Consider the following 25,074-nt stretch of genomic DNA (forward strand, 5'->3'; position numbering starts at 1 on the left):
GAAGCTAATGCTCACAAAACTTAAGTTTATGCTTTCGAAGTGAGTTTTGTACGAAGTGAAATCTTTGAAGCTAATGCTCACAAAACTTTTAGGAGGTAAAGTGCGATGAAAAAGGTAAAAAAAGTAATCATACCCGCGGCAGGACTAGGTACGCGCTTTCTTCCTGCAACGAAAGCCATGCCTAAAGAAATGCTTCCGATTATCAATAAACCAACCATTCAATACATTGTTGAGGAGGCTATTGCTTCCGGTATTGAAGATATCATCATTGTTACTGGTAAAGGTAAAAGAGCCATTGAGGATCATTTTGACAATGCGTTTGAGCTGGAGTCTAGGCTTCTGGAAGATGGAAAGCTGGATCTGCTTAAAGAGGTTCAACGTTCAGCTAAGGTAGAAATTCACTATATCCGCCAGAAAGAACCGAAGGGTCTGGGGCATGCCGTATGGTGTGCAAGACGGTTTATCGGAGATGAGCCATTCGGTGTCATGTTAGGCGATGATATCGTCACAGGAGCCGTACCTTGCCTTAAGCAGCTGATCGATCAATATGAAGAAACACAAAACTCGGTTATCGGAGTTCAAGAGATTCCTGATGAATTCACGAATCGTTACGGTATTATTGAACCGGATTTGCAGGACGGTAAATTGTATCGGGTTAACAATTTTGTAGAGAAGCCGCCACTAGGTACGGCACCTTCCAATCTTGCGATCATGGGCCGGTATGTGTTTACGCCGAAGATCTTTAAGTATCTCGATTTGATGGAAGAAGGCGCTGGCGGAGAGATCCAGTTGACAGATGCCATTCAGAAGCTGAATCAGAGCGAACGGGTATATGCCTATAATTTTGACGGAACAAGATATGATGTCGGCGAGCGGCTTGGATATATTTTGACAACACTTGAATTTGCACTGCAAAGCGAAGATTTGCGCTATCCGGTGATGGATGCAATGGCGGAATGGCTGAATAAAATGGGACAAACCAGCTTGAGTAGTTAAGTTGAGTTCGCAAAATTTTAGATGAGGAGGATGAGCATGCAAAAACTGCCGGAAGACTACGAGGCGGTCCTGCCGAAACTTTACATGCTGCATACCGATGAGAGAAGGAAAGAAGCAGAGTCCTATTTGATAATGAAACGGATGATCGATATCTTTTTTTCCGCTCTTGGTCTTCTCGTGTTAATGCCATTATTTGTTGTCGTGGCGATTCTGATCAAGCTGGAGGATCCGAAAGGAAAGGTGTTCTTTCGGCAAAACCGGGTTGGGAAGAATGAAAAGCAATTCCCGATGTATAAGTTCAGATCCATGGTCAGTAACGCTGAGGAGTTAAAAGAAAACCTGATGGCCTATAACGAAGTGAGCGGTGCCATGTTCAAGATTAAGAACGATCCGCGGATCACACAAATAGGGAGATTCCTGCGCAAGACGAGCATCGATGAGCTACCTCAGCTGTGGAATGTGCTGATAGGTCAAATGAGTCTGGTCGGTCCTCGTCCTCCGCTGCCAGAAGAGGTGGCTCAGTATACGGATTATGACAAACAGCGTTTGACGGTTACTCCAGGTTGTACCGGATATTGGCAAGTAAATGCCCGAAACAGTGTCGGCTTCGACGAAATGGTACAGCTGGACTTAACCTACATCCATATTCGGAGCACCATGCTGGATCTAAAAATCATTGCTAAAACCGGACTGATGTTACTCGGTTCAAAAGATGCTTATTAATAATGTGGAAATTAGGTGAATGCCGATGCGTGAATACGGAGACGTTCCTAAGCTTTCCATTATCATCTGTACCTACAACAGAGCACCTTTATTGATCAAGACGCTTCAGTCACTTTTAAAGCTGGATCACTTAGAGCAGGCGGAGATCATTGTTGTGGATAATTGTTCCAAGGATGATACTGAAGCTTGCGTCAAAAAGTTTATAGGAAAGCATGGAGCTGATGTGGATATCCGCTACATGATGGAGCCGATGCAGGGGCTTTCAGCGGCTAGAAATACAGGAATTCTGGCTTCCAAATCGCCGCTGATTGCCTTTCTGGATGATGATGCGATACCTTGCCAGCGTTGGATAACAATGATTGTCAGTACTTTCGAGAGTAAACCGGAGGTCATGGCTATGGGAGGCAAAATCGCTCCGATATTTGAAAGTAAACGTCCGGACTGGTTGATTAAACCCTTTGAGCTTCCGTACACGATTGTTGATTTAGGTAGCCGGATTAAGGAATATCCCAAGCAACTTCATCCTTGTGGGGCCAATATGGCGATGCGGAAGCTCGTATTCGACATCAGTCTTTTTCCCCTAGATCTCGGAAGAAAGGGTGATTCTCTGCTCTCTGGTGAAGAGACCTGGTTATTCGGACAGATTCAAAAAGAAGGGCATTCCATCCTCTACCATCCGGAAATGGCGGTTGACCATTTCGTGCCGGCGGCCCGTTTGACGGAAGACTGGATTATGAGGCGCTATTATAGCCAAGGCATCTCTAACGCTATGAAAAGCGAAGGACTAAAAGGCAAGCTGCTTCTAGTGGGAAAGACAGCCGCTAAGCTCGTGTATATCCTGGCTGATTCTATCCTCTCAAGAAGTAAAGGAAGAAGGCTTTTGAATAAATGCAGGCTGGAGAGTATTCGTGGAACGCTTCATATGATTCTCAATCGGGAGAGGCATTCCGCAGCGGGGTGAGGGATTAACATGACAAATTTTGAGTGGGGCTCCAAATTAAATGTTTTGCCATACGGGATGCTCTATCTCATGTCGGCCCTGTTCTTTGGAACGGCGGTCATCTACCAGCCGATGATTGCGATAGCTGCCGTGCTTCTGATTATTTTGCTGGGAATCTCGATTTCACGGCCTGAACTGATCAGTTATTTCGTTCTAATCACGACGGCAATATCGATTAACTTTTTATATGATGGCAGCATGTTCGGAATGGAGATACTGTCCCTTTATAAATTGGTTATCGTGATGCTGCTTGTTCCTTGTATTCTGGTCAATGGCTTGCGGTTTCGTCTGAGTCACCCCTTGTGGGCAATGGTAGCGCTGCTGGTGATTACCTTTGGGTCTTCGATCTGGCTGCCGGAAATGACCTCATCCATTGCAGTTAAAGCTTTTATCGGTCTATCCATTCCATTCGTATTTTTATTAATCAACTGGAAAAAGAATGTAGCCGAGCTGCAAATCAAAATTATCTGTATGCTTCCCCTTGTTAGTGTAGTGGTTGGTTTGTTGCTGCAGCTTGCGCATGTTCATAATTTTCTCAACATCGAGTATACAGGCGCTGTACGGATTCAGGGGGCTAATATTCCTGCGCATCTAGCGATGCTGGCCTTTATGGGAGTAGCGATTCCATTTATAGAGGTGAAGCGGAATCCGCAGCAAGCACGCTTTTTCTATATCATGTTAGTTCTAAATTTCTTTATCTTGATTGGAACAGGAACAAGAGGGCCTATATTGGCACTTGGACTTACCGTTCTCTATTACTTCTATGATATTCTCCGCCAATATTTGAAGGGCAGAACCTATCTGCTAATTCCGTTGATGGGTGCATTTTTCCTGATTATGGTCGCCGTTTTCTGGCAGCTCGATAATTTTGAGAAACGTTCCTTTGAGAGACAGACAGATACGGCTGTTGATTTATCAGGAAGGTCAGAGGCATGGGAGTATTTTTTAAACAAGGCTGCGGACTCTCCTTGGTCTGGTAGAGGGCTTGGAGCAGTGACGGTAGCAAATGATGGAACATTGTATAAGGGTTTTGTAGTTCCGCACAACGAGTATATCCGCTTTTACTTCGATGGGGGATATATTGGCGCTATTCTGTTGATGTTCTCTTTATTGGCTGTATTTATTCTGGTGTACAGAGCATTGGCTCCGCCGATCAAACCTTATTATCTGTTATTTATTGCAGCGTTTTTAATCTACTCATTCTCCGATAACACGCTGTCGACGGTCCAATTTATTATTCCGTTCTGTTGGTACCTGAACTGCCTGTATCGATCTTCACAGCCAACCGATTCCCCACAAAAAGAAGTGATACGATGAGTCAAGTGAATATGTTCGATGTCAATTTTGATAACTATGATTTCATGGATTTGCTTGATTACATTGATAAAACCATTCAGGAGAGGAATCAGTCTTATATCCTCACTTGCAATGTAGATCATGTGATCAAGCTTCGTAAGGATAAAGAATTTCAAACGGTATATTCGAAGGCAGGCGCAGTTGTTGCTGACGGAATGCCACTGATCTGGGCATCCAAAATGCTAGGCAAGCCGCTTAAGCAGAAGGTATCCGGCGCGGATCTATTTAATCGATTGGGCAACGCCTTTGAGCAAAGGAAGTACCGGCTGTTCTTCTTAGGCTCAGCTGAAGGCGTGGCGGAACGGGCAGCGATGAATTTGAAAACAGCACATCCCGGAATAAATGTGGTTGGCTGTTATTCTCCATCCTATGGATTCGAGCACAATGAGGAGGAGAATGAACGCATTATAGAAATGCTGACAGAGTGCCAGCCAGATATCGTGTTTGTTGGTGTAGGAGCACCTAAGCAGGAAAAGTGGATTTACCGCCACTATACCTCTTATCAAGCTCCGATATCGATCGGAGTGGGAGCGACCTTTGATTTTCTGTCAGGCTCAGTGAAACGAGCGCCTAGCTTCATGCAAAAAACAGGGTTCGAATGGTTCTGGCGGCTTAGCCAGGAGCCGGGCCGGCTCTGGAAAAGATATCTTGTGGACGATGCACAATTTCTACTTTTATTACTTAAGGAACTGCGTAAGCGGGATAAGGTGAAGGAAGGAGGCTTGGAATGAGTGTATTTACGCCCCCATCACTTAGGTTCATCAAGACAGTTGGATTAATAGGGGGGACTGCTGCTGTAGGTGTCTCTCTTCCGCTGATCATCGGCTTCTCCAGTGCGATGCTGAGTTCATCGAACAGTCTGCAGGGAGCCATTCTCTCAGCCATCCTATTCCCAGCTTTCTTGTTAGCCATACTTAGACCGAAAATGCTGGTTGCTTATACCTTGCTAATCTGGGCCGTAGCTCCAGAGCTGCGCCGCATTGCTGACTGGTCAGAAGGAGTGTATCACTCTGTATCCTTGCTGAGCTTAGCTCCCTTGTTAACCGGTGTAACCTTGATCATTCCGCTGCTGAAGGAGATTCATAATATTCAAAAAGCCTCCACGCGGATCATGTTAATGTTCGCAGTTGCGCTGGGTTATGGTGCTTTAATCGGTTTGGCTAAGAATGGCATGGGCTCAGTTTATGACTTAGCGAATTATATTGTGCCACTGCTGTTATTGCCGTACTTTGCCGTCACGAAGTTCAAGCCGAAGGATATCGATCGACTGCTTACCGCTTTTGCCAATATTGCAGTCCTAGTTGCCATTTACGGGATTGTTCAGTATTTGACGGTGCCACCTTGGGATGTGTTCTGGATGAAACATGCGGATATGATGTCCATCGGAAATCCATATCCATTGGAAATCCGAGTATTCTCTACGCTGAATTCGCCCGGACCGGCTGCAACCTTCTTAGCGTTTGCTTTAGTTCCGATGATACTGGAGAAAAAATGGCGGGGAACATTGCGCTGGATCGGCGTTCTGCTAGTTGTAATCTGCCTGCTGACTACTTTGGTACGTGCGGCATGGCTGATACTCCTGGTGATGCTGCTCATGTATATTGGAACCTCTCCTTCTAAGGGAAAGTGGAAAACCTTGATCCAATTAGTTTTTGTGGCTGCTGCGTTGTTCTGGGTTGTGCCGAAATTGCCTGGTGCCGAAGGACTGGTTGCTCGGGTAGAGACACTTTCTTCTGTTCAAGAAGATCACTCTTATAATGAACGGCTAAGCTTATGGCAAAACATGCTGCCGATGGTTGCCGCCAATCCAGTAGGTCAGGGAATTGGTAGTGTAGGCCAAGGGACTAAGCTTGGTAATGACGGCGAGCTTGGAGAGTACGGAATTATGGATAACGGAGTTATCGCTTTACTGCTTACCTTTGGTGTTCTGGGTGCTGTTTTCTTCTTCGGAGCTTTAGGCGCAGTTGTCAAACAGATATTCGCTAGAGTAATCAGCAGGGACCAATTGCAGCCCTACGCCCGACTTGCGTTAGCTACTTGGACCGGTGCGATTGTCAGTCTAGTTTCAGATAATGGGTTTCCCGGACTCAAGGGATACTTAATCTGGATGCTGATCGGTCTTGGCCTCAGCGCAAGGGAGATTACTCAAAGTAGAAGGAAGGGAACACCGTATGCAGCAGTTGAATGCAAAATCTCTCCCCGCTAGAACAATCTGGTCATCTTTTAGACTGTTCGCCAAGAGCAAGGACAACAGCTCGGCAGCCGTAAAAACTATGTTTGTCAGTGTCATGATCCTATTGATTAACATGTTAACTGGTGTACTGACCGCACGTTATCTTGGACCGACAGGTCGTGGGGAACAGACGGCAATGATTAACTGGTCACAGTTTCTGGCGTTTAGCATGAGCTTTGGCATTCCTTCAGCTCTCATCTATAACGCTAAGAAAAATCCGGAGGATGCCGGAGTGCTTTATCGTATGGCATTGCTGCTCGGTACCATTTTTGGGGTCATAGCGATGATTATAGGTATCGTGGTCTTGCCTTATTGGCTGAAATCCTTCAGTCCGGAGGTCGTGACCTTTGCTCAGTGGTCTATGATTCTGTGTCCGATTATAGTGATCTCTCAAATTAACAATGCAGCTTTTCAATTCAGAGGCGAATACAAGAGGTTTAATTGGATTCGCTATCTAGTGCCGTTGCTTACACTGACGATGATCGGGATATTGATCGCGCTGGATCAGATGAATCCATTTACAACTGCAGTTGCCTATCTTCTTCCGGGAGCTCCGCTGTTTATTGGAATGACGATTTCCTTGCTTCGTACCTATAAGGTGAAGATGAGAGGGGCCTATCAGAATTTAAAAAGATTGTTTACTTACGGGCTTGGTTCCTACGGCAATGACTTGCTTGGCAATTTCTCTACCTATATCGATCAGATCGTAATTGCCGGTTTGTTAAGACCTGCTGATTTGGGGCTGTATGTAGTGGCTGTGAGTCTATCACGAATGGTTAATTTTTTCTCAAGCTCAATTACGATCGTGTTGTTTCCTAAGGCTTCTGAGCTGTCCAAAGAACAGGCAGTTGAGTTAACATTCAAAGCCTTCCGAATAAGTACGACCTTCACCATGCTTGGCGGGGTATTCCTGATGCTCTTAGCCCCTTTAGTAATTCCGTTGATGTACGGCAAAGACTTCAATGCGGCATTAACCGTGTTTCGCTTATTGCTCCTTGAAGTGACCATTAGCGGAGGGACGATCATTCTGGCGCAGGCATTTATGGCGTTAGGCAAGCCAAAAGTGGTTTCGATGCTTCAAGGTTTCGGCTTACTTTTGGTTATCCCAATGTTGTTCCTGCTCATCCCTAAATTTGGCTTACTCGGAGCAGGGATAGCGATGTTGTCATCAGCAATCCTGCGATTTTTCTTCATTGTTCTCAATATAAAGTACACCTTAAAAGTTAAACTTCCGCGGTTGCTCATTACCCGGGAGGACATTCAGTGGATGAAGACGACGATGAATTCTTACATTCGCAAGAAACCTATGGATATGAATGGATAATGCGAAAGATAAAGGAGGAAACCTTCATGGATTCAGTAAAAAGCGTGGTAGGCGGCCAAGGCAATTATCCAATATCGGCTGTCATCATCGCTCAGGATGACGAAGTTCGAATATCTAAGGCCATACAATCCTGCAGGTTATTCGCCGACGAGGTGGTTGTGATTGACGGAGGCAGCAAAGACGGGACAGTACAGCTTTCTGAAAGCTTGAATTGTCGTGTATACGTCAACCCTTGGCCCGGATATGCGAAACAGAGGGAGTTCGGAGTAGAACGCGCGGTTCATGATTGGGTCTTCCTTATTGATACTGACGAAGTGGTCAGCGACGAGTTGGCCGCGAGTATTCTTGAACTGAAACCGGGGCTTATGGATCAATCGGTTGCCTATTCTATCTACCGGATTGGCGATTTTATGGGCAGATGGCTGGATCGTGGCGAATATCTAGTGCGCCTTTACAACCGCAAAGCGTATGGAATTCGAAATAGCTTGGTGCACGAGATGCCCGAGGTCTCTGAAGAGCGAACCATACGTTTGACAGGAACCCTCTGGCATTATGGTTACCGCAGTATTAACGATCATGTGGCACGTTTCAATAAGTACACTGACTTGGAAGCTGAAAGTGCGTATGCCAAGGGCAAACGATTTCGGGTCAGTCATCTGCTGTTAAGACCACCAGCCCGTTTCCTGCAAAAGTATTTCTTACACGGGTTGTTCAAGAAGGGAATGTCAGGTTTCGGAGTATCCGTATTCTGGGTCATGTATGAATTCATGGTCGGCTTCAAGCATTACGAATTAATTAGATCGGGAAAGCTGACTCAGCACAATGCGAAGACGAGTCAGACCGAGAAGGAGAATAAAGGAGAGAGAAGCTATGCCGTACAGTGACGGATTGAACATTATGACGACAGGCCTTAGCTGGCCGTCGCTACAGCCGGGTGGGCTTAACACGTATTTCAAATCCGTTTGCGAGCAACTCTCCTCACGTAATCGGGTGCATGCGCTGATTTGCAGTCAAGAGACGCCTGCTACCCCTGAGGAATTGATTATTCACAATGCCGGAGATCCAAAAGATGGGATCTGGAAACGTAAGGATGCTTTCCAGCGTAAGGCGGCCGATCTGATGGGAGAGGGCAGTGGCCGTATAGATATTTTATACACTCACTTTGCTCCTTATGGTATTGGTCCAGCCTTGGAAGCAAAGAAACGTGGGATTCCTGTAGTGATGACTTTTCATGGCCCATGGAATGAAGAAATGAAAATCGAAGGCCAAGGCATTAAGCACCGGGTCAAAACAACCATCGCCAAATCCATTGAACATAGAGCCTATAAGCTTGCGGATAAGTTCATCGTGCTTAGTGAGACGTTCCGCGATATTCTCCATAAGCTGCACGGAGTGCCACTACACAAAATTATTGTGATTCCAGGCGCAGCTAATGTGGAACGTTTTATCCCCGCTACGAATCGATTGGCGATTCGCCGAACCTTGAATTTACCTGAGGGAGCAACAACCGTGCTGACTGTCCGGCGGTTGGTCAATCGGATGGGACTACTCCAGCTGCTTGAAGCCTGGAAGCAAGTTGCGGAGCGATTCCCAAATGCAATTCTGCTGATTGGTGGTAAAGGGCCGTTGCGGGGGGAACTGGAAGAAAAGATCGCCGACTATGGCTTAAGCAACAAGGTAAGACTGCTAGGCTACATTCCTGATCATGAACTGGCCTCTTATTATCAGGCAGCGGACATGTTCGTGGTTCCCTCACAGGCATTGGAGGGCTTTGGTTTGATTACCGTTGAAGCCTTATCTTCAGGATTGCCAGTGATGGCTACACCGATTGGTGGCAATAAGGAAATTTTGCAAGGCTTCCGGCCGGAGTTGCTATTTAAGAGTTCAAGTAGCGACCACATGGCTGAAGGCATGATCCATATGCTTAGCAATCGAAAACTGCTTCCGAGCCGGGATGAATGTAGGGAGCATGTACTGGAGAGATATACCTGGGAGCATGTTACGGATCAAGTAGAATCCGTGTTCCTACAAGCTTTAGGAGAGGAGGTGACCACGTAATGCTTAGAGTGGCTTATATAGATCACACTGCTAAATGGAGTGGTGGAGAAGTTGCCCTGTTTAACATCCTTACCCATATTGGAGAACAGATCGATCCCCTGGTAATCCTGGCTGAGGATGGTGCCCTGGCTGAACGGCTACGTGAAAAAGGAATGGATGTCCGTATTATTCCGCTGGATGAGAGCATCAGAAGTCGTGGTAGAAATGCAGTTAACTTGGGAGCACCTGCTGCAGCCTTCAAGCTGTTGGCTTATGGCCGCAAGCTTGCGCCGCTTTTAAAAGCGGAGAAGGTAGATTGCGTGCACACCAATTCCCTAAAATCTGCATTATACGGAGCCATCGCTGCCAAAATAGCGGGCGTTCCATTGATCTGGCACATCCGGGATCATATTGGAGCTCCTTATTTAAAGCCAATCGTTGCCAAAGGCATTCGTTTGCTGTCGCGTCTGCTCCCAAATGGAGTCATCGCAAATTCACATTCTACGCTGAATGCTTTGGAGCTGCCGCGTTCCAAAAAAACGCTGGTCGTATACTCCGCTTTCGCTAAAGCGATTGGTAATGGGATCGGTATGCGGGACCAGAAGGATTTTAACGTACTGCTAGTTGGTCGATTGGCGCATTGGAAAGGTCAGCATATTGTGCTGGAAGCCGCAAAAAGCTTTAAGAATGAACCTCGTGTGAAATTCTGGCTGGCCGGAGACGCTCTGTTTGGAGAAGAGGCCTATAAGCAGGAATTGCTGCAAAAGATAAAAAACGACGAGCTTACTAATGTAAGCATGCTAGGGCATGTGGATGATATCCAAGGCCTTATGAATACTGCTGATTTACTGATTCACACTTCGGTAACTCCTGAGCCTTTTGGCCAAGTTATCGTTGAAGGAATGGCAGCGGGATTGCCGGTGATCGCCTCCAATGAAGGCGGGCCGGTAGAAATTGTAGTTCAAGGTGAGACAGGGCTACTGATAGAGCCTGGTGACGCGGCGATACTGGCAGACTCCATTAAATGGATGCTGGATCACCCAGAGGAAAGACGGCGGATGGCGGACAATGGGATGAAACGAGTGAAAGAGCATTTTGTTATCGAGAATACGGTCAAGGACATCGTTGACTACTATAAAGGTTTGTTGGCGGGCACCTGACAGATGATATGACGCGGTAATTCTGAAGATGATGCTCCATAAAACTTTGAGGATGATTCACATGAAAATTGCGATAGCGCACGATTACTTAATCCAAATGGGCGGCGCGGAAAGAGTGGTGGAAGTCTTTCATCACATGTATCCCGAGGCTCCAATCTACACAACGGTTTTTAACGGAAGCCGCCTTACTGACAATCTCAAAGATGCGGATATCCGTGCCTCCTGGCTGCAAAAGATTCCGGGGGTAAAGACCAATTTTAAAGGGGTGCTGCCACTTTATCCAATGGCCATCCGTGATTTGGACTTTCGCGGTTTCGATATCGTCCTGAGTTCCAGCAGTGCTTTTATGAAAAGTATTCAAGTTCCTAAACATACGTTTCATCTTTGTTACTGCCATACGCCTATGCGCTTCGCATGGGATTATGACACCTACATGGAACGTCAGTCGAATTCCGGGCTGTTCAAAAAAATGCTTAAGGTATACATGCAGCAGCTCAAAACGTGGGACCAACGGACTTCCAAAAATGTGAATCAGTTCGTAGCCAATTCTTCAGTAGTGAAGACGAGAATTCAGAATTATTATCACCGGGATGCAGATGTCATATTTCCACCGATTAATACAGCCCGGTTTACAAGCTCTTCTACCATTGGTGACTACTATTTAATTGTCTCCCGGCTTGTTTCCTACAAGCGGATTGATCTGGCAGTAGAGGCTTTCAATCGTAACGGTCTTAAGCTTTATATCGTAGGGGATGGACCGGATCGCAAGCGTCTCGAAGGCATGGCTAAGGATAATGTATCGTTTCTGGGCCGGCTAGAAGATGAACAAGTAACTGGAATGATGGCACAGTGTAGAGCATTTATTTTTCCAGGAGAAGAGGACTTTGGAATTACACCGCTGGAAGCGAACGCTGCAGGAAGACCGGTAATTGCTTATCAAGCAGGTGGGGCACTAGATACTATTATTCCTTATGTAAATGGTGTGTTCTTTCAGCATCAAGAAGTGGAGGATCTACTTAAGGCTATTTATGAGGTAGAGTCCTACGCTTGGGATATCGATCAAATTATGGAGCATGCACGTAAATTCGATGAGCAGGCGTTTATGGTTAAGTTCAAGCAGTATGTTGAGCAGGCGTACGTCAATTTTCTAAAAGGAGGATGATTATATGAAGCTGACAGTAATCGGTACTGGGTATGTGGGTCTTGTATCTGGCGTGTGCTTTGCACTGGGCGGACATCATGTCATCTGTGTGGATAAGGACGAGGAAAAGATTAAGAAGCTGAAACAGATGGAATCGCCCATCTATGAGCCGGGAATCGAGGAACTGATTGAACTGAATCTTCGTGAGGAACGGTTATCTTTTTCTGCAGATCTTCAAGCGTCGGTGCGCCGTTCAGATATTATCATTCTTGCTGTAGGTACGCCATCATTGCCTAACGGTGAAGCAGACTTAACCTACATTGAGGGTGCAGCCGCTGAAATCGCCAAAGCGATGGAAGGGCACAAAATTATAATGACTAAATCTACAGTTCCAGTAGGAACAAATGAAAAAATCTCTCAAATGATCTCTAAGTATACCCAACATTCTTTTGATATCGTGTCTGCACCTGAGTTTTTACGTGAAGGCTCAGCGATTCGCGATACCCTCCATCCCGACAGAATTGTCATTGGTCTTGATAATCCAGAGCTGGAACCAACTATGCGCGAGCTTCATAAGGGTTTTACAGAAAATGTATTTGTAACAGATATACGCAGTGCTGAAATGATCAAATATGCTTCGAATGCATTTTTGGCCACGAAGATCTCCTTTATTAATGAGATCGCCAATATTTGTGAAAAAGTGGGAGCTGATGTAACCGAGGTAGCACAAGGAATGGGTATGGACCAAAGAATCGGGTCATCCTTCCTGCAGGCTGGCATCGGTTATGGAGGCTCCTGTTTCCCGAAAGACACTAATGCGCTCATTCAAATTGCGGGCAACGTCGATTACGAATTCAAATTATTGAAATCTGTAGTCGAAGTGAACAAAGGACAACGGTTTATGATCATCTCCAAGCTGCATGAATCACTTGGCAGCCTGCGCGGTTCGACGATTGGGATATGGGGGCTTGCCTTTAAGCCTAATACTGATGATGTCCGCGAAGCTCCCGCCAGAGAGATTGTTGAGGCACTGGTGGCTGAAGGGGCAACAGTCAAACTATATGATCCAATCGCAGCTACAAATTTCAGGCAGCAATATGATCATCCGCAGCTTCGCTGGTGCAATCTGCCTGAGGAAGCGGCTGAGGGCAGCGATGCCGTATGCCTCTTGACCGATTGGAGCCTACTCAAGGATATTGATCTGCATCAGCTGGCGAAAAGCATGCGTAATGGGGTATTGATCGATGGACGCAACGTGTATTCCAAGGAGCAAATCGAGGGTACCGGCCTCGTTTATCATTCTGTCGGCCGCCCGCAGATGGGCGGATTGAGCGGTTATTCTGCTAGTGTGGCTGGAGCGGTTTAATCATTTGTGTTAAGTGTCAGTCGCAACTGCGGTGAATGTTTGGACTTCCAGCCGCTGTTGTCTGCAGATTTCCTGATTTTAACCGCTGATAGCGGTAGAAATCCGCAGACAAAGGCGGATGCTATCGCTCCTCCAGTTCCAAAATTGTCTTCCGCCACTTCGTTCCCTTATTTTAAGGTTCTAAGCAATTTATAAAGTTAGGTACTCTGATTATATACCGCAGTAGCAGTAGCAGTAGCATTTGTAGTTGTCATTGTCTCTGTCTCTGTGGTGGCAACTAGTCTTGCTCTTGTAGTTGCAGTTGTTCTTGCAGTTGTTCTTGCAGTTGTTCTTGCAGTTGCAGCTGCCTCCCCCGGAGCAGAAGCAAATCTTTAGAAAAACGTGCTCGCTTCCGGCTGGTACAGCCCGGTGCGCATGGATCATTGTTAAAAAGTAGTTGGTTAGGTTAAGAACGGAAAGGGAATTTGGAACTGTAGAAACGGAGTGTTCGCCTTTATCCTCGGATTTCTACCGCGAGAAGCGGTCCAATCAGGAAATCTGAGGATAACAGCGATCGGAAGTCCAAAATCCCTTGGAGTGGTTCATACCTAATAAATTTTTTAAAAAATGCATCCGCTCGAACTAAGGCTAAGCGGAAGCTATACGTTTTGATAACAATTCCATTATGCTCGATTTCCATAATTCAAGGAGGGTTCATTCTATGAAAATGGTACTTCTATCAGGCGGTTCAGGTAAACGGTTATGGCCGTTGTCTAACGACTCACGTTCAAAGCAATTTCTAAAGGTACTTGAAAGCCCTCAAGGTGAACCAGAATCCATGGTACAACGTGTCTGGAGACAGCTGGAGGAAGCAGGGATGGCAGAATCATCTTATCTAGCCACCGGCCGCGGCCAAGTAGAAATGATACAAAGCCAACTGGGAAGTCATGTGCCGATTATCGTTGAACCGGAGCGTCGGGATACTTTTCCGGCTATCGCCTTAACAGCTACCTATCTTTATTCAGTGGCAGGTGTTTCTCCAGCGGAGACGGTAGCAATATTGCCTGTTGACCCTTATGTAGAAGCATCCTTTTTCGATACCATAGCTATGCTTGAGGGGACCATGCTGGAAAGTGGAGCAAATCTGGCACTAATGGGTGTTGTTCCTGAACATGCCTCAGAGAAATACGGATATATTATTCCTACCACTGAAGAGGCGGGGGGGAATGGTTTTATGAAGGTGAGTCACTTTCAAGAGAAACCAGACCGCATACAAGCAGAACAGCTCATCGAGCAAAATGCATTGTGGAATTGCGGAGTGTTTGCCTTCCGTTTAGGGTACTTGTTAGATATTTTGCAGCGTAAAGGGTTGCCTTTAGGATATGAAGAATTGCAGAAGCAGTATAAGCTATTGTCTTCCATCAGCTTTGATTATGAAGTGGTGGAGAAAGAAGAACATATTGTGGTGCAGCCGTATGATGGATTCTGGAAGGATCTTGGAACGTGGAATACGCTGACAGAGGAAATGAGCAGCAAGCATGTAGGAAAAGGTTTTGTGACGGCGGATTCTGAGGGGACTTGCTTGATTAATGAGCTGGACATTCCGATTACGGTAATTGGTGCGAAGGATCTGATCATTGCGGCTAGCCCGGATGGAATTCTAGTTACCCATAAAGCTGAGAGCCCACGGATTAAAGAAGTGCTGAAGACCTTTGAACAAAGACCGATGTACGAGGAACGCCGCTGGGGCCATTACAAAGTTATTGATTATGTGAAATATGATGAAGGCAATGAAGTGCTGACCAAACGGATTTTTATATCCGAGGGGAATAATATCAGCTATCAATTACATCGCAAGCGTAGTGAAATTTGGACAATCGTCAGCGGCGAAGCAAGTATTGTGCTGAATGAGAAAAAACATAATGTGAAGGCTGGGGACGTGGTACGTATACCGGAAGGAACGAAACACGCGATCCTTGCTTTGACGGATGTTGAGTTTATAGAGGTACAGACGGGGTCTGAATTAGTAGAAGAAGATAACATACGTATTACTTTAGACTGGAATGATATAGAACTACAACAATTCATTTCATAGGTCTAACCTATCTATTTAACCAATTCAAAATTTCTTGAAACAGGTAAATTGACTCAATTATCAAAAAAAGTCATAAAAACACTAAATATATCATTAATTGTCGTCGATACTTACGGTAAGAGAGATTATTTCTCTTAAATTGAAAAGGCAAACCTATCGAAAGGTAGGGACGCAAAGCTATAGGGCCTTCGAAAGAGTGGCAGCCTGGCTACCGAAAGGGAGATTATTTTGAAAGCTTACCGTACGTATCGATTGTTTGGTGCATTTCTGTCACTCGTCCTGTTTCTGACTGCACTTCCGCTTGCTGTTGGAATTTCGCCGTCTATTGTCATAGCTGCTTCAAATTCTGGAACGCCAGTTACCCCAGGTGCCTCACCTGAAGCCGTAAAGCTGCTTAACTATTTTTACTCGATCTCAGGAAAAGGCATTATTGCTGGTCAACATGACTATTTAGAAAGTCCAGATGAAATTAACAATATGCTGAAGGGAACCAGCGGACAATATGCGGCTCTTCACGGTTATGAAATGGGTGCGATCAGTGGTCAGTCCGAAGCAACGATGGCTTGGCAACGTCAAAATGTGGTGAACAGCGCCATCAACTGGAATAAAGCGGGCGGGATCGTAGCTATGACTTTTCATGCTAACCTGCCGGGCACCTCTTATGACTGGGATAATGTGAAAAAAACACTTAGCCAGAGTGAGTTCGATAGTTACGTTACACCGGGTACTAAGCAATATAATAATCTGATCGCTGAGCTTGATAAGGTGGCAGTCTCTTTAAAAAGCTTGCGTGATGCCAATGTTCCGGTGCTTTGGAGACCCTATCATGAAATGAACGGGAACTGGTTCTGGTGGGGGAAGAAAAATAACTTTTCTAAACTATGGAATATAATGTATGACCGTTTTGTTAACGTTCATAAATTAAATAATCTGTTATGGGTATGGAGTCCGAATGCTCCCAATGTTTGGTCAGATCCTTATGCGCTAACTTATCCAGGTGCTGATAAAGTAGATATTCTGGCAGCAGATATATACGAAAATGATTACCAGCAAAAATACTATGACAGCTTGTTGAGTCTAGCCGCAGGCAAACCGATTGCGATCGGGGAGAATGGTGAAATGCCTAATCTGGAGAAGCTTCAGCAATCGCAAAGTAAATGGACGTATATGATGAGCTGGGGAAAAATGCTTTACGAAAATAACAGTGCAGACACAATCAAAACATTTATGAATAGCAACTACACCCTGACCAGAGATAAATTAAATACTGGTCTGGCACCGACACCTTCCGAAGAAGAGGGGGAGGCAGCAATTCCTCTCGCGAAGGGGCTTGCAGGAGAGTATTACAACAACATGTTGTTGTCGGGAGCGGCAACTCTTAACAGAACTGATGCAATAATCGATTTCAATTGGCGGCAAGGATCGCCGGATGCCGCCCTCGGGATTGATCGTTTCTCCATACGTTGGAGCGGTAAAATTAAGCCATTATATGATGAGCAATATACATTTTACACTACCTCAGATGATGGCATCCGTGTCTGGGTGAATGGGGAATCCGTGATTGATAGTTGGACTAAGCAAAGTGGTACTGAGCGTAAGGGCACTATAACGCTGAAGGCTGGCCGGCTATACGATATCAAGGTGGAGTATTACGAGAATGAAGGCGATGCGAGAGTCCGCTTGATGTGGGAAAGTGCTAGTCAAGCTAAAGAGACAGTTCCAGCAAGTGCACTTTTTCTTCCGGATGTCTCCTGATTGATGAAAATTAAAGGTCGATCCTTAGTGGCTCTGCGTTATTGCAGAGCTACTAAGCTATAGTCCTCATTAGGTCAGAAGACGATTGTCCGATAACAGGTATGTTTATTTAGCACCTGTAGAGGCAGTACAGCTACCGAAAGGAGGATTTATTTGCGTAAATATTATAAGAAAAACAGATTGTTGTTTACTATGTTACCGGTGTTTATTATTTTTTCCTTGCTGCCTTGGGGAGAGGTTAAGAGTCTTCCGAAGGCTATGAGTGTTTCTTCCTCTTTACCTCCGGTTATACCCAGTAATCCATCGGCTTCTGAAGAGGCTAAGCAACTGCTGAGTAATTTGGTGAATCTACGTGGCAAAGGGATTTTGTCCGGCCAGCATGATTATCTAGAAAGCCCAGATGAACTGGTTCATAAGCTGAAGAATACTTCGGGACAAAATGCCGTTCTACATGGTTATGAATTAGGGGCGATTAATAATCAATCCGAAGGGACGATCGCAGAACAGCGGCAAGCAGTGATAGACAGTGCAATTGAATGGCATCACGAGGGTGGCATTGTAGCCATGACATTCCATCAGAGTTTGCCGGGAACATCTCCAGAATGGTCCAATGTAAACAGAAGTCTCAGTCAAGAGAAATTTAATGCTTATGTTACACCTGGGACAGCTCAGTATAAGAGGCTAATCTCAGATCTAGACGAGGTTGCTGGATATTTGGGACAATTGCGTGATGCCGGAGTTCCAGTCTTATGGCGACCTTACCATGAAATGAATGGCGGTTGGTTTTGGTGGGGGAAAAAGGACAATTTTTCAGAGCTTTGGAGTATTGTCTATGATCGTTTTGTAAACACACACAAGCTAAATAATCTACTGTGGGTATGGAATCCGAATGCGCCGAATGAATGGTCAGATCCTTATGCTGCATATTATCCCGGTGGGGATAAACTCGATGTTCTGGCTGCGGATATCTACAATAACGATTATAAGCAGTCCTACTATGAGGATCTGCTCGCATTGGCCGAGGGTAAACCTATCGGAATCGGTGAGAGCGGACAGCTGCCGAACCCGGATGTATTAACTGAGAAACAAAATAAATGGGTCTATATGATGACCTGGGGAAAATTACTGACAGAAAATAATACGCTACAGTCAATTAAAAGCTTTATGAAAGACTCGTTTATAGTATCGAGAGAGGACTATGTTCTCACAACAGGAGGTCCTTCGATAGCACCCGTAACTCCGGTAACCCTAACGGGTTTAACTGGAGAATACTATAACAATACTGATTTAGAGGGAGAAGCGGTACTTATCCGCGATGACCGTAAGATTGATTTTAATTGGCATGGTGCGTCACCTGCCTCAGGGATAAATGAAGATCACTTTTCTGTACGCTGGAAAGGGAAGCTCAAACCCAAATTCAGTGAAAAATATACAATTTCAGCATCCTCTGATGATGGAGTCCGTGTCTGGATTGACGGAAAGCTGATCATCGACAATTGGAAAAATCAAAGTGCAACCCTTCATAAAGGAAGTATCCCGCTCAGAGCTGGAACGCTTTATGATATCCAAATTGAATATTATGAGAATGAAGGAGATGCCAATCTTCGTTTGCTATGGGAGAGTTCCAGCCAGAAGCAGCAGGTAATTCCACAAGGGGCATTGTTCCTTCCTTAATCTAATGAAATGATAGGGTAAGACATTCCGGAAGAAAGAGAGGACCTATGGATGGGAATAACGAGGAGAATATCTAATAGAAAAAATAAGATATCTGCAAACAAACCATTACTGTTATTACTAAAATTCGCCGCATTAACCGTCTTGTTTCTGTTGTCTGTCTCTGTCTTCGGAACGAATAGGACAAACGATTATAAGGTAGGTGCCAATATACCGAGACTATCTGCAGGAACTGATGCTGCAGCAGAAATACCGGATGGTACTGTGATCTGGAATCTGGGACAACATGATGGCTCAGCAGCTGAATTCGCTGCGAGTGGCACTTCTGGCAGCAAGAAGGACTTTAATGTTACTTCTTCGGTGCTCAAATCATCGGCTCTGCAGAGCTTGCCTGCAGGCTTGAATGGAAAGACCCAGCCGGAATTAACGATCACATATCAGCTAAATAAGATCCCGGAGAATGGGGTCTTATTTAGCGTAGGTATTCTGGATGCGTATAAATCCGTGCCGCAAATGAGTGTGTTCTCCAATCATCAATTGTCGGGGATCATTCAAATTGCAGGCGTTGCTGGCACAGAAAGTGAATATAGCTTTCAAAAGACCTATGAATTATATATTCCCAAGGAGCAATTGAAGATAGGAACGAACGAATTGAAGCTGCAAACGGTTCGCTGTTTATATTGCAGTGACAAAGAAGACGAATATTCCTGGTGGACTTGGGATAATCTCCGTTTAGAGTCTCTTAACGCTCCAATTTCTGAGCCTATCCATGGCAGCTACACATTGACCGGAACAGTAGTGAATAATAAGCAATTTTATTTCGATGAAGGTGCAGTTACGCACTTGCCTTATGTTATCAAATGGCTAGGTATGGCTTATAGCGGCAATGTGATGCGAACCAGCTGTGCCAGCGATGTTGGGCGGTCCTGCTCGGATATGATGGAATATTACAAGGTGTTGCAGGATTACAACATGCAGGCGGTTGCTCTGTATTTGCATACTGGTGATATTAAGCTTAAGGCAGACGGATCGTTGCCCGCTGATGCAGAGAAAAAGCTGACGGATTATTTTGAGCAATATAGCCCCTATTTTCAATATTATGAGGTAGATAATGAGCCAGGATTATTCAATCGTTCTAAGGCAGTTAACTTGGCGATTGCGGACTGGCTAAATAAAAAGGGCAAGCAAATCGCGCCCCATTTACAAACTGTTGCTCCGGGCTGGGCGTATTGGCCGAGTTACAGTGAGGATTCCTGCGGTAATCAGAAGGGAACTGGGAAGGAATGTGGAGATCCGGATGGCTGGGAACGTGATCCAGAGCAACGTATGGAGCTGGAGAAGGTTACGGATTTGACCAATGGACATTCCTACGGGGACTCTTATATTTTTAGTAATGGAGGAAGCTTTACTGAGAATTTGAAGACCTTCACTGGCGCAGAAAATGGACTCGGCAAAAAAATGCTGACCACTGAATTTGGTACCTCGGACAGTCATGTGGATGCCTATCAATACGGGGCAACGGAGCGGACAGCGGCTGTATTCGACCGGATCATGCGTGCACATATTGGTTATGCGGATATGTTTGTGCAGCATGCTGCTTTTTTTAAGGATTTCAGTTTATTCAAATACGGGTTTAATTTAGAAGAGCATGATCCGGCGACCACAGAGATTTATTATACAAAAGAAAATGAGGATTCACGTGTCAGCATCATGAGAAGGCTCAGTCTTGCCTATGCTACGCATGGAGCTCCATTAACTTATCAAGTTGCCAACAAAGATGTGTTAGCCGACAAGCTGGTATATGTTCGGGCCGTGGATACTTCTACATTGAAGCCTCTTGCGGGAAGCGGAGCGACCTCAAATAAGGTGCTGGTTAATTTCGTTAACTTTGAGTCTACTCCACAAACTGTGAGTGTAAATGTGACTATGCCGAAAAACGGGGTGTATGAAGGGGAACGTTTTGGAAACGGGGATACGTATGAAAAAGCAAGAAGCTATGTAACAGGTAAAAAGGCTACTCCCACGTTAACTTTTACGGAGACACTTGCTCCAGGAGAGGCTGTGCAGTATATTTTGCAGCCTTCCTCTGAAGTAAAGCCGTCGGCCCCTAAAGGATTCAAAGCCGCAGCAACAAAAGGTTTAGCTGTAAAATTAAATTGGTTGGAGGCACCGGGAGCAAGCTACGAGCTGCTTCGTGCTGAAGGTAGCGGGGGGGAAATGAAGGTGGTAGCCACCGGTGTGAAGCTTACAGAATACACGGATCATAATTTACGTGAAGGGACGTTATATACCTACGCGGTAAGGGTATCAGGTTCAAATCTACTTTCCGACAAAATTCAGATTACAGCCACCGGCCTGGTTCCTCTGGATCGGACAAAGTGGAAGGTAACCTCAAATGTGAATACGGTGGCATCAGCTCCAAGTCTGGCCATCGATGGGGATCGGCGCACGCGCTGGGATACGGGGAAACATCAGGTTTCTGGAGAGTATTTTCAGATTGATCTGGGTGAAGCACATGAAATTGAGAGAATAGATTTGGACAGCACGTTATCACCATTTGATTATCCAAGAGACTATGTAGTTTATATTTCTGACGATGCTCAAAACTGGAAAAAACTCACGTCTGGTAAAGGTACGAAAGAGCTTACTAAGATATCCGTTTCTAAAGTGAAGACGAGGTATGTAAAAATTGTACAGACCGGAGCCGGCGGGAATTATTGGTCTATTCAAGAGCTACAGGTGTACTCCAGAGAATAAGCAATCCTTTGAATTTATATAACTGTTAATAGAGCATACTAAATAACCTCAGCGGGATCATTCTCCCGCTGAGGTTATTTTTGTGCTTTAAATAAAATGGAGACCAGACATATAAGGTAATGGAATTGCCTCAGATTCCCCTGAGGAATCTGAGGTGCGAAGCGGGCTCGCTGGATCAAACAGCAGCGAGATCAGCTCCTTGTCGTCCACGGACGACAAGTCGAGGCTACGCTTGCGGCATACTTCCGTCTGCCGCAAAAGCGATTCCCGGTCTGCGATGCAGACCGTCCCGCTGTTCGCGCCGGCGCTTAAGGAGGCGCCGGCGTCCCGCAGAAGCGCGAGCAGGCTGCGCTCCTGCCACGGCACAGGCACTTGCAGCGTGCCAACGCCGCTGCACAGAGCCGCCTTGGCCAGCAACGCCGCTACCGCTTGCGGCTGGCCGGCCCAATCCACCGCCGTCGCTGGGCTCGGCGCCGGTACATCCGCCGCGGGCACAGCCATCGCGGCGAACCCCTCGATGCTGCCGTCCCGCACGGCTACGAGTGTGCGCTGGGACAAGCCCAGCACACCCGCGTAAGCCTCGGCACCCAACAGCAGCGCTAGCTCACCCGGACTGTACATCTGTCCGGCTTCGCGTTCATTCAGCAGCCGGTTGACGGCGAAGAAGTCGCCCGGCTGCATTGGCCGCAGCGTCCATTCTTCCCCTGCTGCGGCAGCAAGTGCGTGAGCCGAGCTTGCGTTCAGCTCGGCAAATTGCGTACCGCCGAACGGTACGCATCCCGCTCGGGTATACAGCGAGCGGTCACCCGAGACAAAGATAAGTGATGCGCCAGCATTCGCAGCATGGGTCTGGCATAGCTGTAGAAGCTGACCGGCTAGTCCCTGGCCGCGATAAGCAGGATCTGTGCAAACTGCACCGATGGAGAACACGTTCAGGAGAGTTTCTCCAGTGCGGATCGTGGAGGGCACTAATCCCATAAAAGCAGCGATGTTACCGTCCTCGGCAACGGCTGCATAAGAGTGAGTGTAACCAGGGCTAAAAATCAGCGGAAACAGCTCTTTCATAGAAGTGTCGCCGGCTTTGCGAAAGATGGAATGGGCTAGAAGAGCGGCTTGATCCAGCTCCGCAGGTTTAATTAATCTCAATTGCATTTACAGTCAGCCTCCTTATATGTAAATACGAGCAGGGTAGGAAGGAATTATTTTAAGTATAAGCCCCAGCGGATGAAATCTTCAATCCTGCTTATATTATTCAATGTCTCAAAAGGATGTGGATAAGGGTAATAACGTACATAAATAAGGAAGCTTATATTTTAAGCTAGAAGAGAAAGGGAAGTGAATAAACGGTGACCCAACTTGCAGATAATATCATATTATTGCTGGCAGCTCTCTTACTTGTAGGTGTGTTTTCCACCAAATTCTCCACTAAATTTGGAATGCCAGCGCTAGTGCTTTTCCTTGCTGCGGGGATGGTACTGAGTCAATTTATCTTTTTTAACAATGCTTCCTTAACACAAATGGCCGGGATTTTTGCGCTGGTTGTTATCCTGTTCGAAGGTGGGATGCAGACCAGTATTAAGGATATCAAGCCTATTATTCGGCCGGCATTATCCTTATCTACGGTAGGCGTATTGTTAACGACAGCTATCGTTGGGGTGTTCGCTAAGCTGATTCTTGAGGTGTCATGGGCGGAAAGTTTTCTGTTCGGAGCTATCGTGGGTTCGACTGATGCGGCTGCGGTCTTTTCGGTATTAGGCGGTAAGAATATTGACAAACGACTGACCTCGACACTCGAAGCGGAATCAGGCAGCAACGATCCTATGGCGGTGTTTTTGACAGTATCGCTGATCGAATGGATTCAGCATCCGGATATGGCGATATGGGGACTTGTGCTGTCCTTTATATGGGAGATGGCAGTTGGTTTGGTGATAGGGATTGTACTTGGCAAAATCGCAGTATACCTTATCAATCGAATTAACCTGGATTCCACGGGGCTTTACCCGGTATTGGCGATTGGATTTGCTGTCCTAACCTACGGGTTATCTGCACTCGTTCATAGCAGCGGCTTGCTGGCTGTCTATGTAATGGGTCTTACCCTTGGCAATTCTGAGCTAATGTATCATCGAACAATTATGAATTTTAGTCATGGCTTCGCTTGGATGATGCAAATATTTATGTTTATATTGCTGGGTCTACTGGTATTTCCACAGGAGCTGGCAGAGGTGGCTTGGCAAGGTATATTGCTGTCCGTCATTCTGATGGTTGTGGCAAGGCCCATTGGTGTGTTTATAAGCTTGCTCTTTTCCAAATTCTCTATTCGTGAAAAAACACTGATTTCCTGGGCAGGCCTGCGCGGAGCCGTTCCAATTGTACTGGCAACCTATCCGCTGCTAGCCAATCTTCCCCACGGACGACTGTTCTTCAATGTGGTGTTCTTCGTCGTGCTGACCTCAGCAGTGATTCAAGGAACAAGCATTTCACCGCTGGCTTCCCGGTTGAAGCTGGTGGGGCAAGAGGATTCAGCACAGCCATCACTGATGGAGCTGGTCGCCCTTGGCAAGACAGATTCCGAGTTCAACCACATAGGAATTGAACCTTACATGCCCATTGCCGGGCAGAAAATCTCCGATATTGGACTGCCAGATGATATCTTATTTACTGCTATTATCCGGAATAAAAGCATTGTCACCCCCCATGGCAGTACCGTCATTGAGCCAGGGGATACTGTATATGTCTTAAGTCCAAAGAGCAAACGCGATGAGATGAGGGCTTTTTTCCGGAGTCAGAAAGGGAAGACGGCGGAGGAAAATATATCTTTGATTTAAGTTTAGAAAGAGGCTGTTATCCAGAGTGTGACAGAGATAATAGGCGGTATAACAAAAGTTATGCTAGAATCGGCAACATGTAAATCTTCAAAGTGGTTGCAAAAAGCAAAAGGATGTGTTAAATTGTATATAGATTTAGAACGAGTCTAAATACAATGTAATAAATTAACCATAGGAGGTTTTATTAATGAGTACACAACTAAAGAGCCAAACTGAACTGCACGCTGCTTTGAACCGCCAGACCGCGAACTGGTTCCTGCTTGGGGTAAAGCTTCATCATTATCACTGGTATGTTAGCGGATCCCAATTCTTCACGCTGCATGAGAAGTTTGAAGAACTCTACAATGAAGCTGCTGGTTATGCAGATGATTTGGCTGAGCGCCTGCTTGCTATTGGTGGACAACCTGCCTCCTCTATGAAACAATATTTGGAGCTTTCCGATTTACAGGAAGCTCGTGGTGGCGAAGATGCCAAGGGTATGGTAATGGAGCTGGTTAGAGACTTTACGACTGTCTCTAAAGAACTGCAAGCTGCGATTGCTACTGCAGAAGAACTGGCTGATCAACCTACTGCGGATCTGCTGATTGGTATTAGAAGCAGCATTGAGAAACATGCATGGATGTTGAATGCTTTTATCGCCTAAGACAACAGTC

Annotated in this window: 19 protein-coding genes and 1 riboswitch; of the genes, 18 read left to right on the forward strand and 1 reads right to left on the reverse strand. The window is 45.9% G+C overall.

Going from position 1 to position 25,074, the window contains the following annotated elements; genetic code table 11:
- Positions 1-105: 105 nt before the first annotated feature.
- From galU to NYE72_RS04755, 16 genes are all read left to right on the forward strand, one after another.
- Positions 106-996: a UTP--glucose-1-phosphate uridylyltransferase GalU gene (galU, locus tag NYE72_RS04680; protein WP_042185171.1), complete on the forward strand. Its 891-nt coding sequence runs from the start codon at positions 106-108 to the stop codon at positions 994-996.
- A 30-nt stretch (positions 997-1,026) separates the two neighbouring features.
- Positions 1,027-1,719: a sugar transferase gene (locus NYE72_RS04685; RefSeq protein ID WP_076129267.1), complete on the forward strand. Its 693-nt coding sequence runs from the start codon at positions 1,027-1,029 to the stop codon at positions 1,717-1,719.
- 25 nt (positions 1,720-1,744) lie between these two features.
- Complete coding sequence (locus tag NYE72_RS04690; RefSeq protein ID WP_076179880.1) at positions 1,745-2,680, forward strand: glycosyltransferase; 936 nt, start codon at positions 1,745-1,747, stop codon at positions 2,678-2,680.
- 9 nt (positions 2,681-2,689) lie between these two features.
- Positions 2,690-4,036, forward strand: coding sequence for an O-antigen ligase family protein (locus NYE72_RS04695; protein ID WP_036676609.1), 1,347 nt, complete (start codon positions 2,690-2,692; stop codon positions 4,034-4,036).
- A complete protein-coding gene (locus tag NYE72_RS04700) occupies positions 4,033-4,806 on the forward strand; it encodes a WecB/TagA/CpsF family glycosyltransferase (RefSeq protein ID WP_036676606.1) in 774 nt (257 codons plus the stop codon). Before NYE72_RS04695 ends, NYE72_RS04700 begins: the two co-directional genes overlap by 4 nt.
- Positions 4,803-6,281, forward strand: a complete 1,479-nt coding sequence (locus tag NYE72_RS04705) for an O-antigen ligase family protein (protein WP_076129265.1) — start codon at positions 4,803-4,805, stop codon at positions 6,279-6,281. The genes NYE72_RS04700 and NYE72_RS04705 overlap by 4 nt, the downstream gene beginning before the upstream one ends.
- Entirely contained in the window at positions 6,247-7,632 is a 1,386-nt protein-coding gene (locus NYE72_RS04710; RefSeq protein WP_076129264.1) for an oligosaccharide flippase family protein, read from the forward strand. The genes NYE72_RS04705 and NYE72_RS04710 overlap by 35 nt, the downstream gene beginning before the upstream one ends.
- A gap of 26 nt (positions 7,633-7,658) precedes the next feature.
- Entirely contained in the window at positions 7,659-8,516 is an 858-nt protein-coding gene (locus NYE72_RS04715; RefSeq protein ID WP_038568901.1) for a glycosyltransferase family 2 protein, read from the forward strand.
- Positions 8,503-9,690: a glycosyltransferase family 4 protein gene (locus tag NYE72_RS04720; protein ID WP_036676596.1), complete on the forward strand. Its 1,188-nt coding sequence runs from the start codon at positions 8,503-8,505 to the stop codon at positions 9,688-9,690. The genes NYE72_RS04715 and NYE72_RS04720 overlap by 14 nt, the downstream gene beginning before the upstream one ends.
- Positions 9,690-10,829 carry a glycosyltransferase family 4 protein gene (locus NYE72_RS04725; RefSeq protein WP_036676593.1) on the forward strand — a complete coding sequence of 380 codons (1,140 nt, stop codon included), beginning with the start codon at positions 9,690-9,692 and terminating at the stop codon, positions 10,827-10,829. The genes NYE72_RS04720 and NYE72_RS04725 overlap by 1 nt, the downstream gene beginning before the upstream one ends.
- A gap of 61 nt (positions 10,830-10,890) precedes the next feature.
- The gene (locus tag NYE72_RS04730) at positions 10,891-11,991 is read left to right on the forward strand and encodes a glycosyltransferase (protein ID WP_036676592.1); all 1,101 of its coding nucleotides are present in this window, start codon (positions 10,891-10,893) and stop codon (positions 11,989-11,991) included.
- A 4-nt stretch (positions 11,992-11,995) separates the two neighbouring features.
- Positions 11,996-13,336: a UDP-glucose/GDP-mannose dehydrogenase family protein gene (locus NYE72_RS04735; protein WP_076179879.1), complete on the forward strand. Its 1,341-nt coding sequence runs from the start codon at positions 11,996-11,998 to the stop codon at positions 13,334-13,336.
- Positions 13,337-14,036: 700 nt separating this feature from the next.
- The gene (locus NYE72_RS04740; RefSeq protein ID WP_036676586.1) at positions 14,037-15,410 is read left to right on the forward strand and encodes a sugar phosphate nucleotidyltransferase; all 1,374 of its coding nucleotides are present in this window, start codon (positions 14,037-14,039) and stop codon (positions 15,408-15,410) included.
- Positions 15,411-15,546: 136 nt separating this feature from the next.
- Positions 15,547-15,626, forward strand: a riboswitch (cyclic di-GMP riboswitch).
- A 12-nt stretch (positions 15,627-15,638) separates the two neighbouring features.
- Positions 15,639-17,165 carry a glycosyl hydrolase gene (locus NYE72_RS04745; RefSeq protein ID WP_339211414.1) on the forward strand — a complete coding sequence of 509 codons (1,527 nt, stop codon included), beginning with the start codon at positions 15,639-15,641 and terminating at the stop codon, positions 17,163-17,165.
- 153 nt (positions 17,166-17,318) lie between these two features.
- A complete protein-coding gene (locus NYE72_RS04750) occupies positions 17,319-18,839 on the forward strand; it encodes a glycosyl hydrolase (protein WP_256717069.1) in 1,521 nt (506 codons plus the stop codon).
- 51 nt (positions 18,840-18,890) lie between these two features.
- Complete coding sequence (locus tag NYE72_RS04755; RefSeq protein WP_339211416.1) at positions 18,891-21,596, forward strand: discoidin domain-containing protein; 2,706 nt, start codon at positions 18,891-18,893, stop codon at positions 21,594-21,596.
- A gap of 87 nt (positions 21,597-21,683) precedes the next feature.
- Here NYE72_RS04755 and NYE72_RS04760 read toward each other — a convergent pair whose 3' ends face one another.
- Positions 21,684-22,748 carry a GNAT family N-acetyltransferase gene (locus tag NYE72_RS04760; RefSeq protein ID WP_339211418.1) on the reverse strand — a complete coding sequence of 355 codons (1,065 nt, stop codon included), beginning with the start codon at positions 22,746-22,748 and terminating at the stop codon, positions 21,684-21,686.
- Positions 22,749-22,942: 194 nt separating this feature from the next.
- On the opposite strand from NYE72_RS04760, the gene NYE72_RS04765 reads away from it, so the two are divergent.
- Together NYE72_RS04765 and NYE72_RS04770 are read left to right on the forward strand one after the other, a co-directional pair.
- Positions 22,943-24,421: a potassium/proton antiporter gene (locus tag NYE72_RS04765; protein WP_036676580.1), complete on the forward strand. Its 1,479-nt coding sequence runs from the start codon at positions 22,943-22,945 to the stop codon at positions 24,419-24,421.
- 187 nt (positions 24,422-24,608) lie between these two features.
- The gene (locus NYE72_RS04770; protein WP_036676579.1) at positions 24,609-25,064 is read left to right on the forward strand and encodes a Dps family protein; all 456 of its coding nucleotides are present in this window, start codon (positions 24,609-24,611) and stop codon (positions 25,062-25,064) included.
- Positions 25,065-25,074: the final 10 nt, after the last annotated feature.

Source organism: Paenibacillus sp. FSL L8-0333 (assembly GCF_037965665.1).
Taxonomy (GTDB): Bacteria; Bacillota; Bacilli; order Paenibacillales; family Paenibacillaceae; genus Paenibacillus_AQ; species Paenibacillus_AQ odorifer.

What these genes read in the sequence shown, in the direction of transcription:
- NYE72_RS04730 (WP_036676592.1), top strand. Translation starts at nt 10,891, where the DNA reads ATGAAAATTGCGATAGCGCACGATTACTTAATCCAAATGGGCGGCGCG.
- NYE72_RS04740 (WP_036676586.1), top strand. Translation starts at nt 14,037, where the DNA reads ATGAAAATGGTACTTCTATCAGGCGGTTCAGGTAAACGGTTATGGCCG.
- NYE72_RS04705 (WP_076129265.1), top strand. Translation starts at nt 4,803, where the DNA reads ATGAGTGTATTTACGCCCCCATCACTTAGGTTCATCAAGACAGTTGGA.
- NYE72_RS04770 (WP_036676579.1), top strand. Translation starts at nt 24,609, where the DNA reads ATGAGTACACAACTAAAGAGCCAAACTGAACTGCACGCTGCTTTGAAC.
- NYE72_RS04725 (WP_036676593.1), top strand. Translation starts at nt 9,690, where the DNA reads ATGCTTAGAGTGGCTTATATAGATCACACTGCTAAATGGAGTGGTGGA.
- NYE72_RS04715 (WP_038568901.1), top strand. Translation starts at nt 7,659, where the DNA reads ATGGATTCAGTAAAAAGCGTGGTAGGCGGCCAAGGCAATTATCCAATA.
- NYE72_RS04710 (WP_076129264.1), top strand. Translation starts at nt 6,247, where the DNA reads ATGCAGCAGTTGAATGCAAAATCTCTCCCCGCTAGAACAATCTGGTCA.
- NYE72_RS04700 (WP_036676606.1), top strand. Translation starts at nt 4,033, where the DNA reads ATGAGTCAAGTGAATATGTTCGATGTCAATTTTGATAACTATGATTTC.
- NYE72_RS04695 (WP_036676609.1), top strand. Translation starts at nt 2,690, where the DNA reads ATGACAAATTTTGAGTGGGGCTCCAAATTAAATGTTTTGCCATACGGG.
- NYE72_RS04755 (WP_339211416.1), top strand. Translation starts at nt 18,891, where the DNA reads ATGGGAATAACGAGGAGAATATCTAATAGAAAAAATAAGATATCTGCA.
- NYE72_RS04690 (WP_076179880.1), top strand. Translation starts at nt 1,745, where the DNA reads ATGCGTGAATACGGAGACGTTCCTAAGCTTTCCATTATCATCTGTACC.
- NYE72_RS04735 (WP_076179879.1), top strand. Translation starts at nt 11,996, where the DNA reads ATGAAGCTGACAGTAATCGGTACTGGGTATGTGGGTCTTGTATCTGGC.
- galU (WP_042185171.1), top strand. Translation starts at nt 106, where the DNA reads ATGAAAAAGGTAAAAAAAGTAATCATACCCGCGGCAGGACTAGGTACG.
- NYE72_RS04720 (WP_036676596.1), top strand. Translation starts at nt 8,503, where the DNA reads ATGCCGTACAGTGACGGATTGAACATTATGACGACAGGCCTTAGCTGG.
- NYE72_RS04760 (WP_339211418.1), bottom strand. Translation starts at nt 22,748, where the DNA reads ATGCAATTGAGATTAATTAAACCTGCGGAGCTGGATCAAGCCGCTCTT.
- NYE72_RS04685 (WP_076129267.1), top strand. Translation starts at nt 1,027, where the DNA reads ATGAGCATGCAAAAACTGCCGGAAGACTACGAGGCGGTCCTGCCGAAA.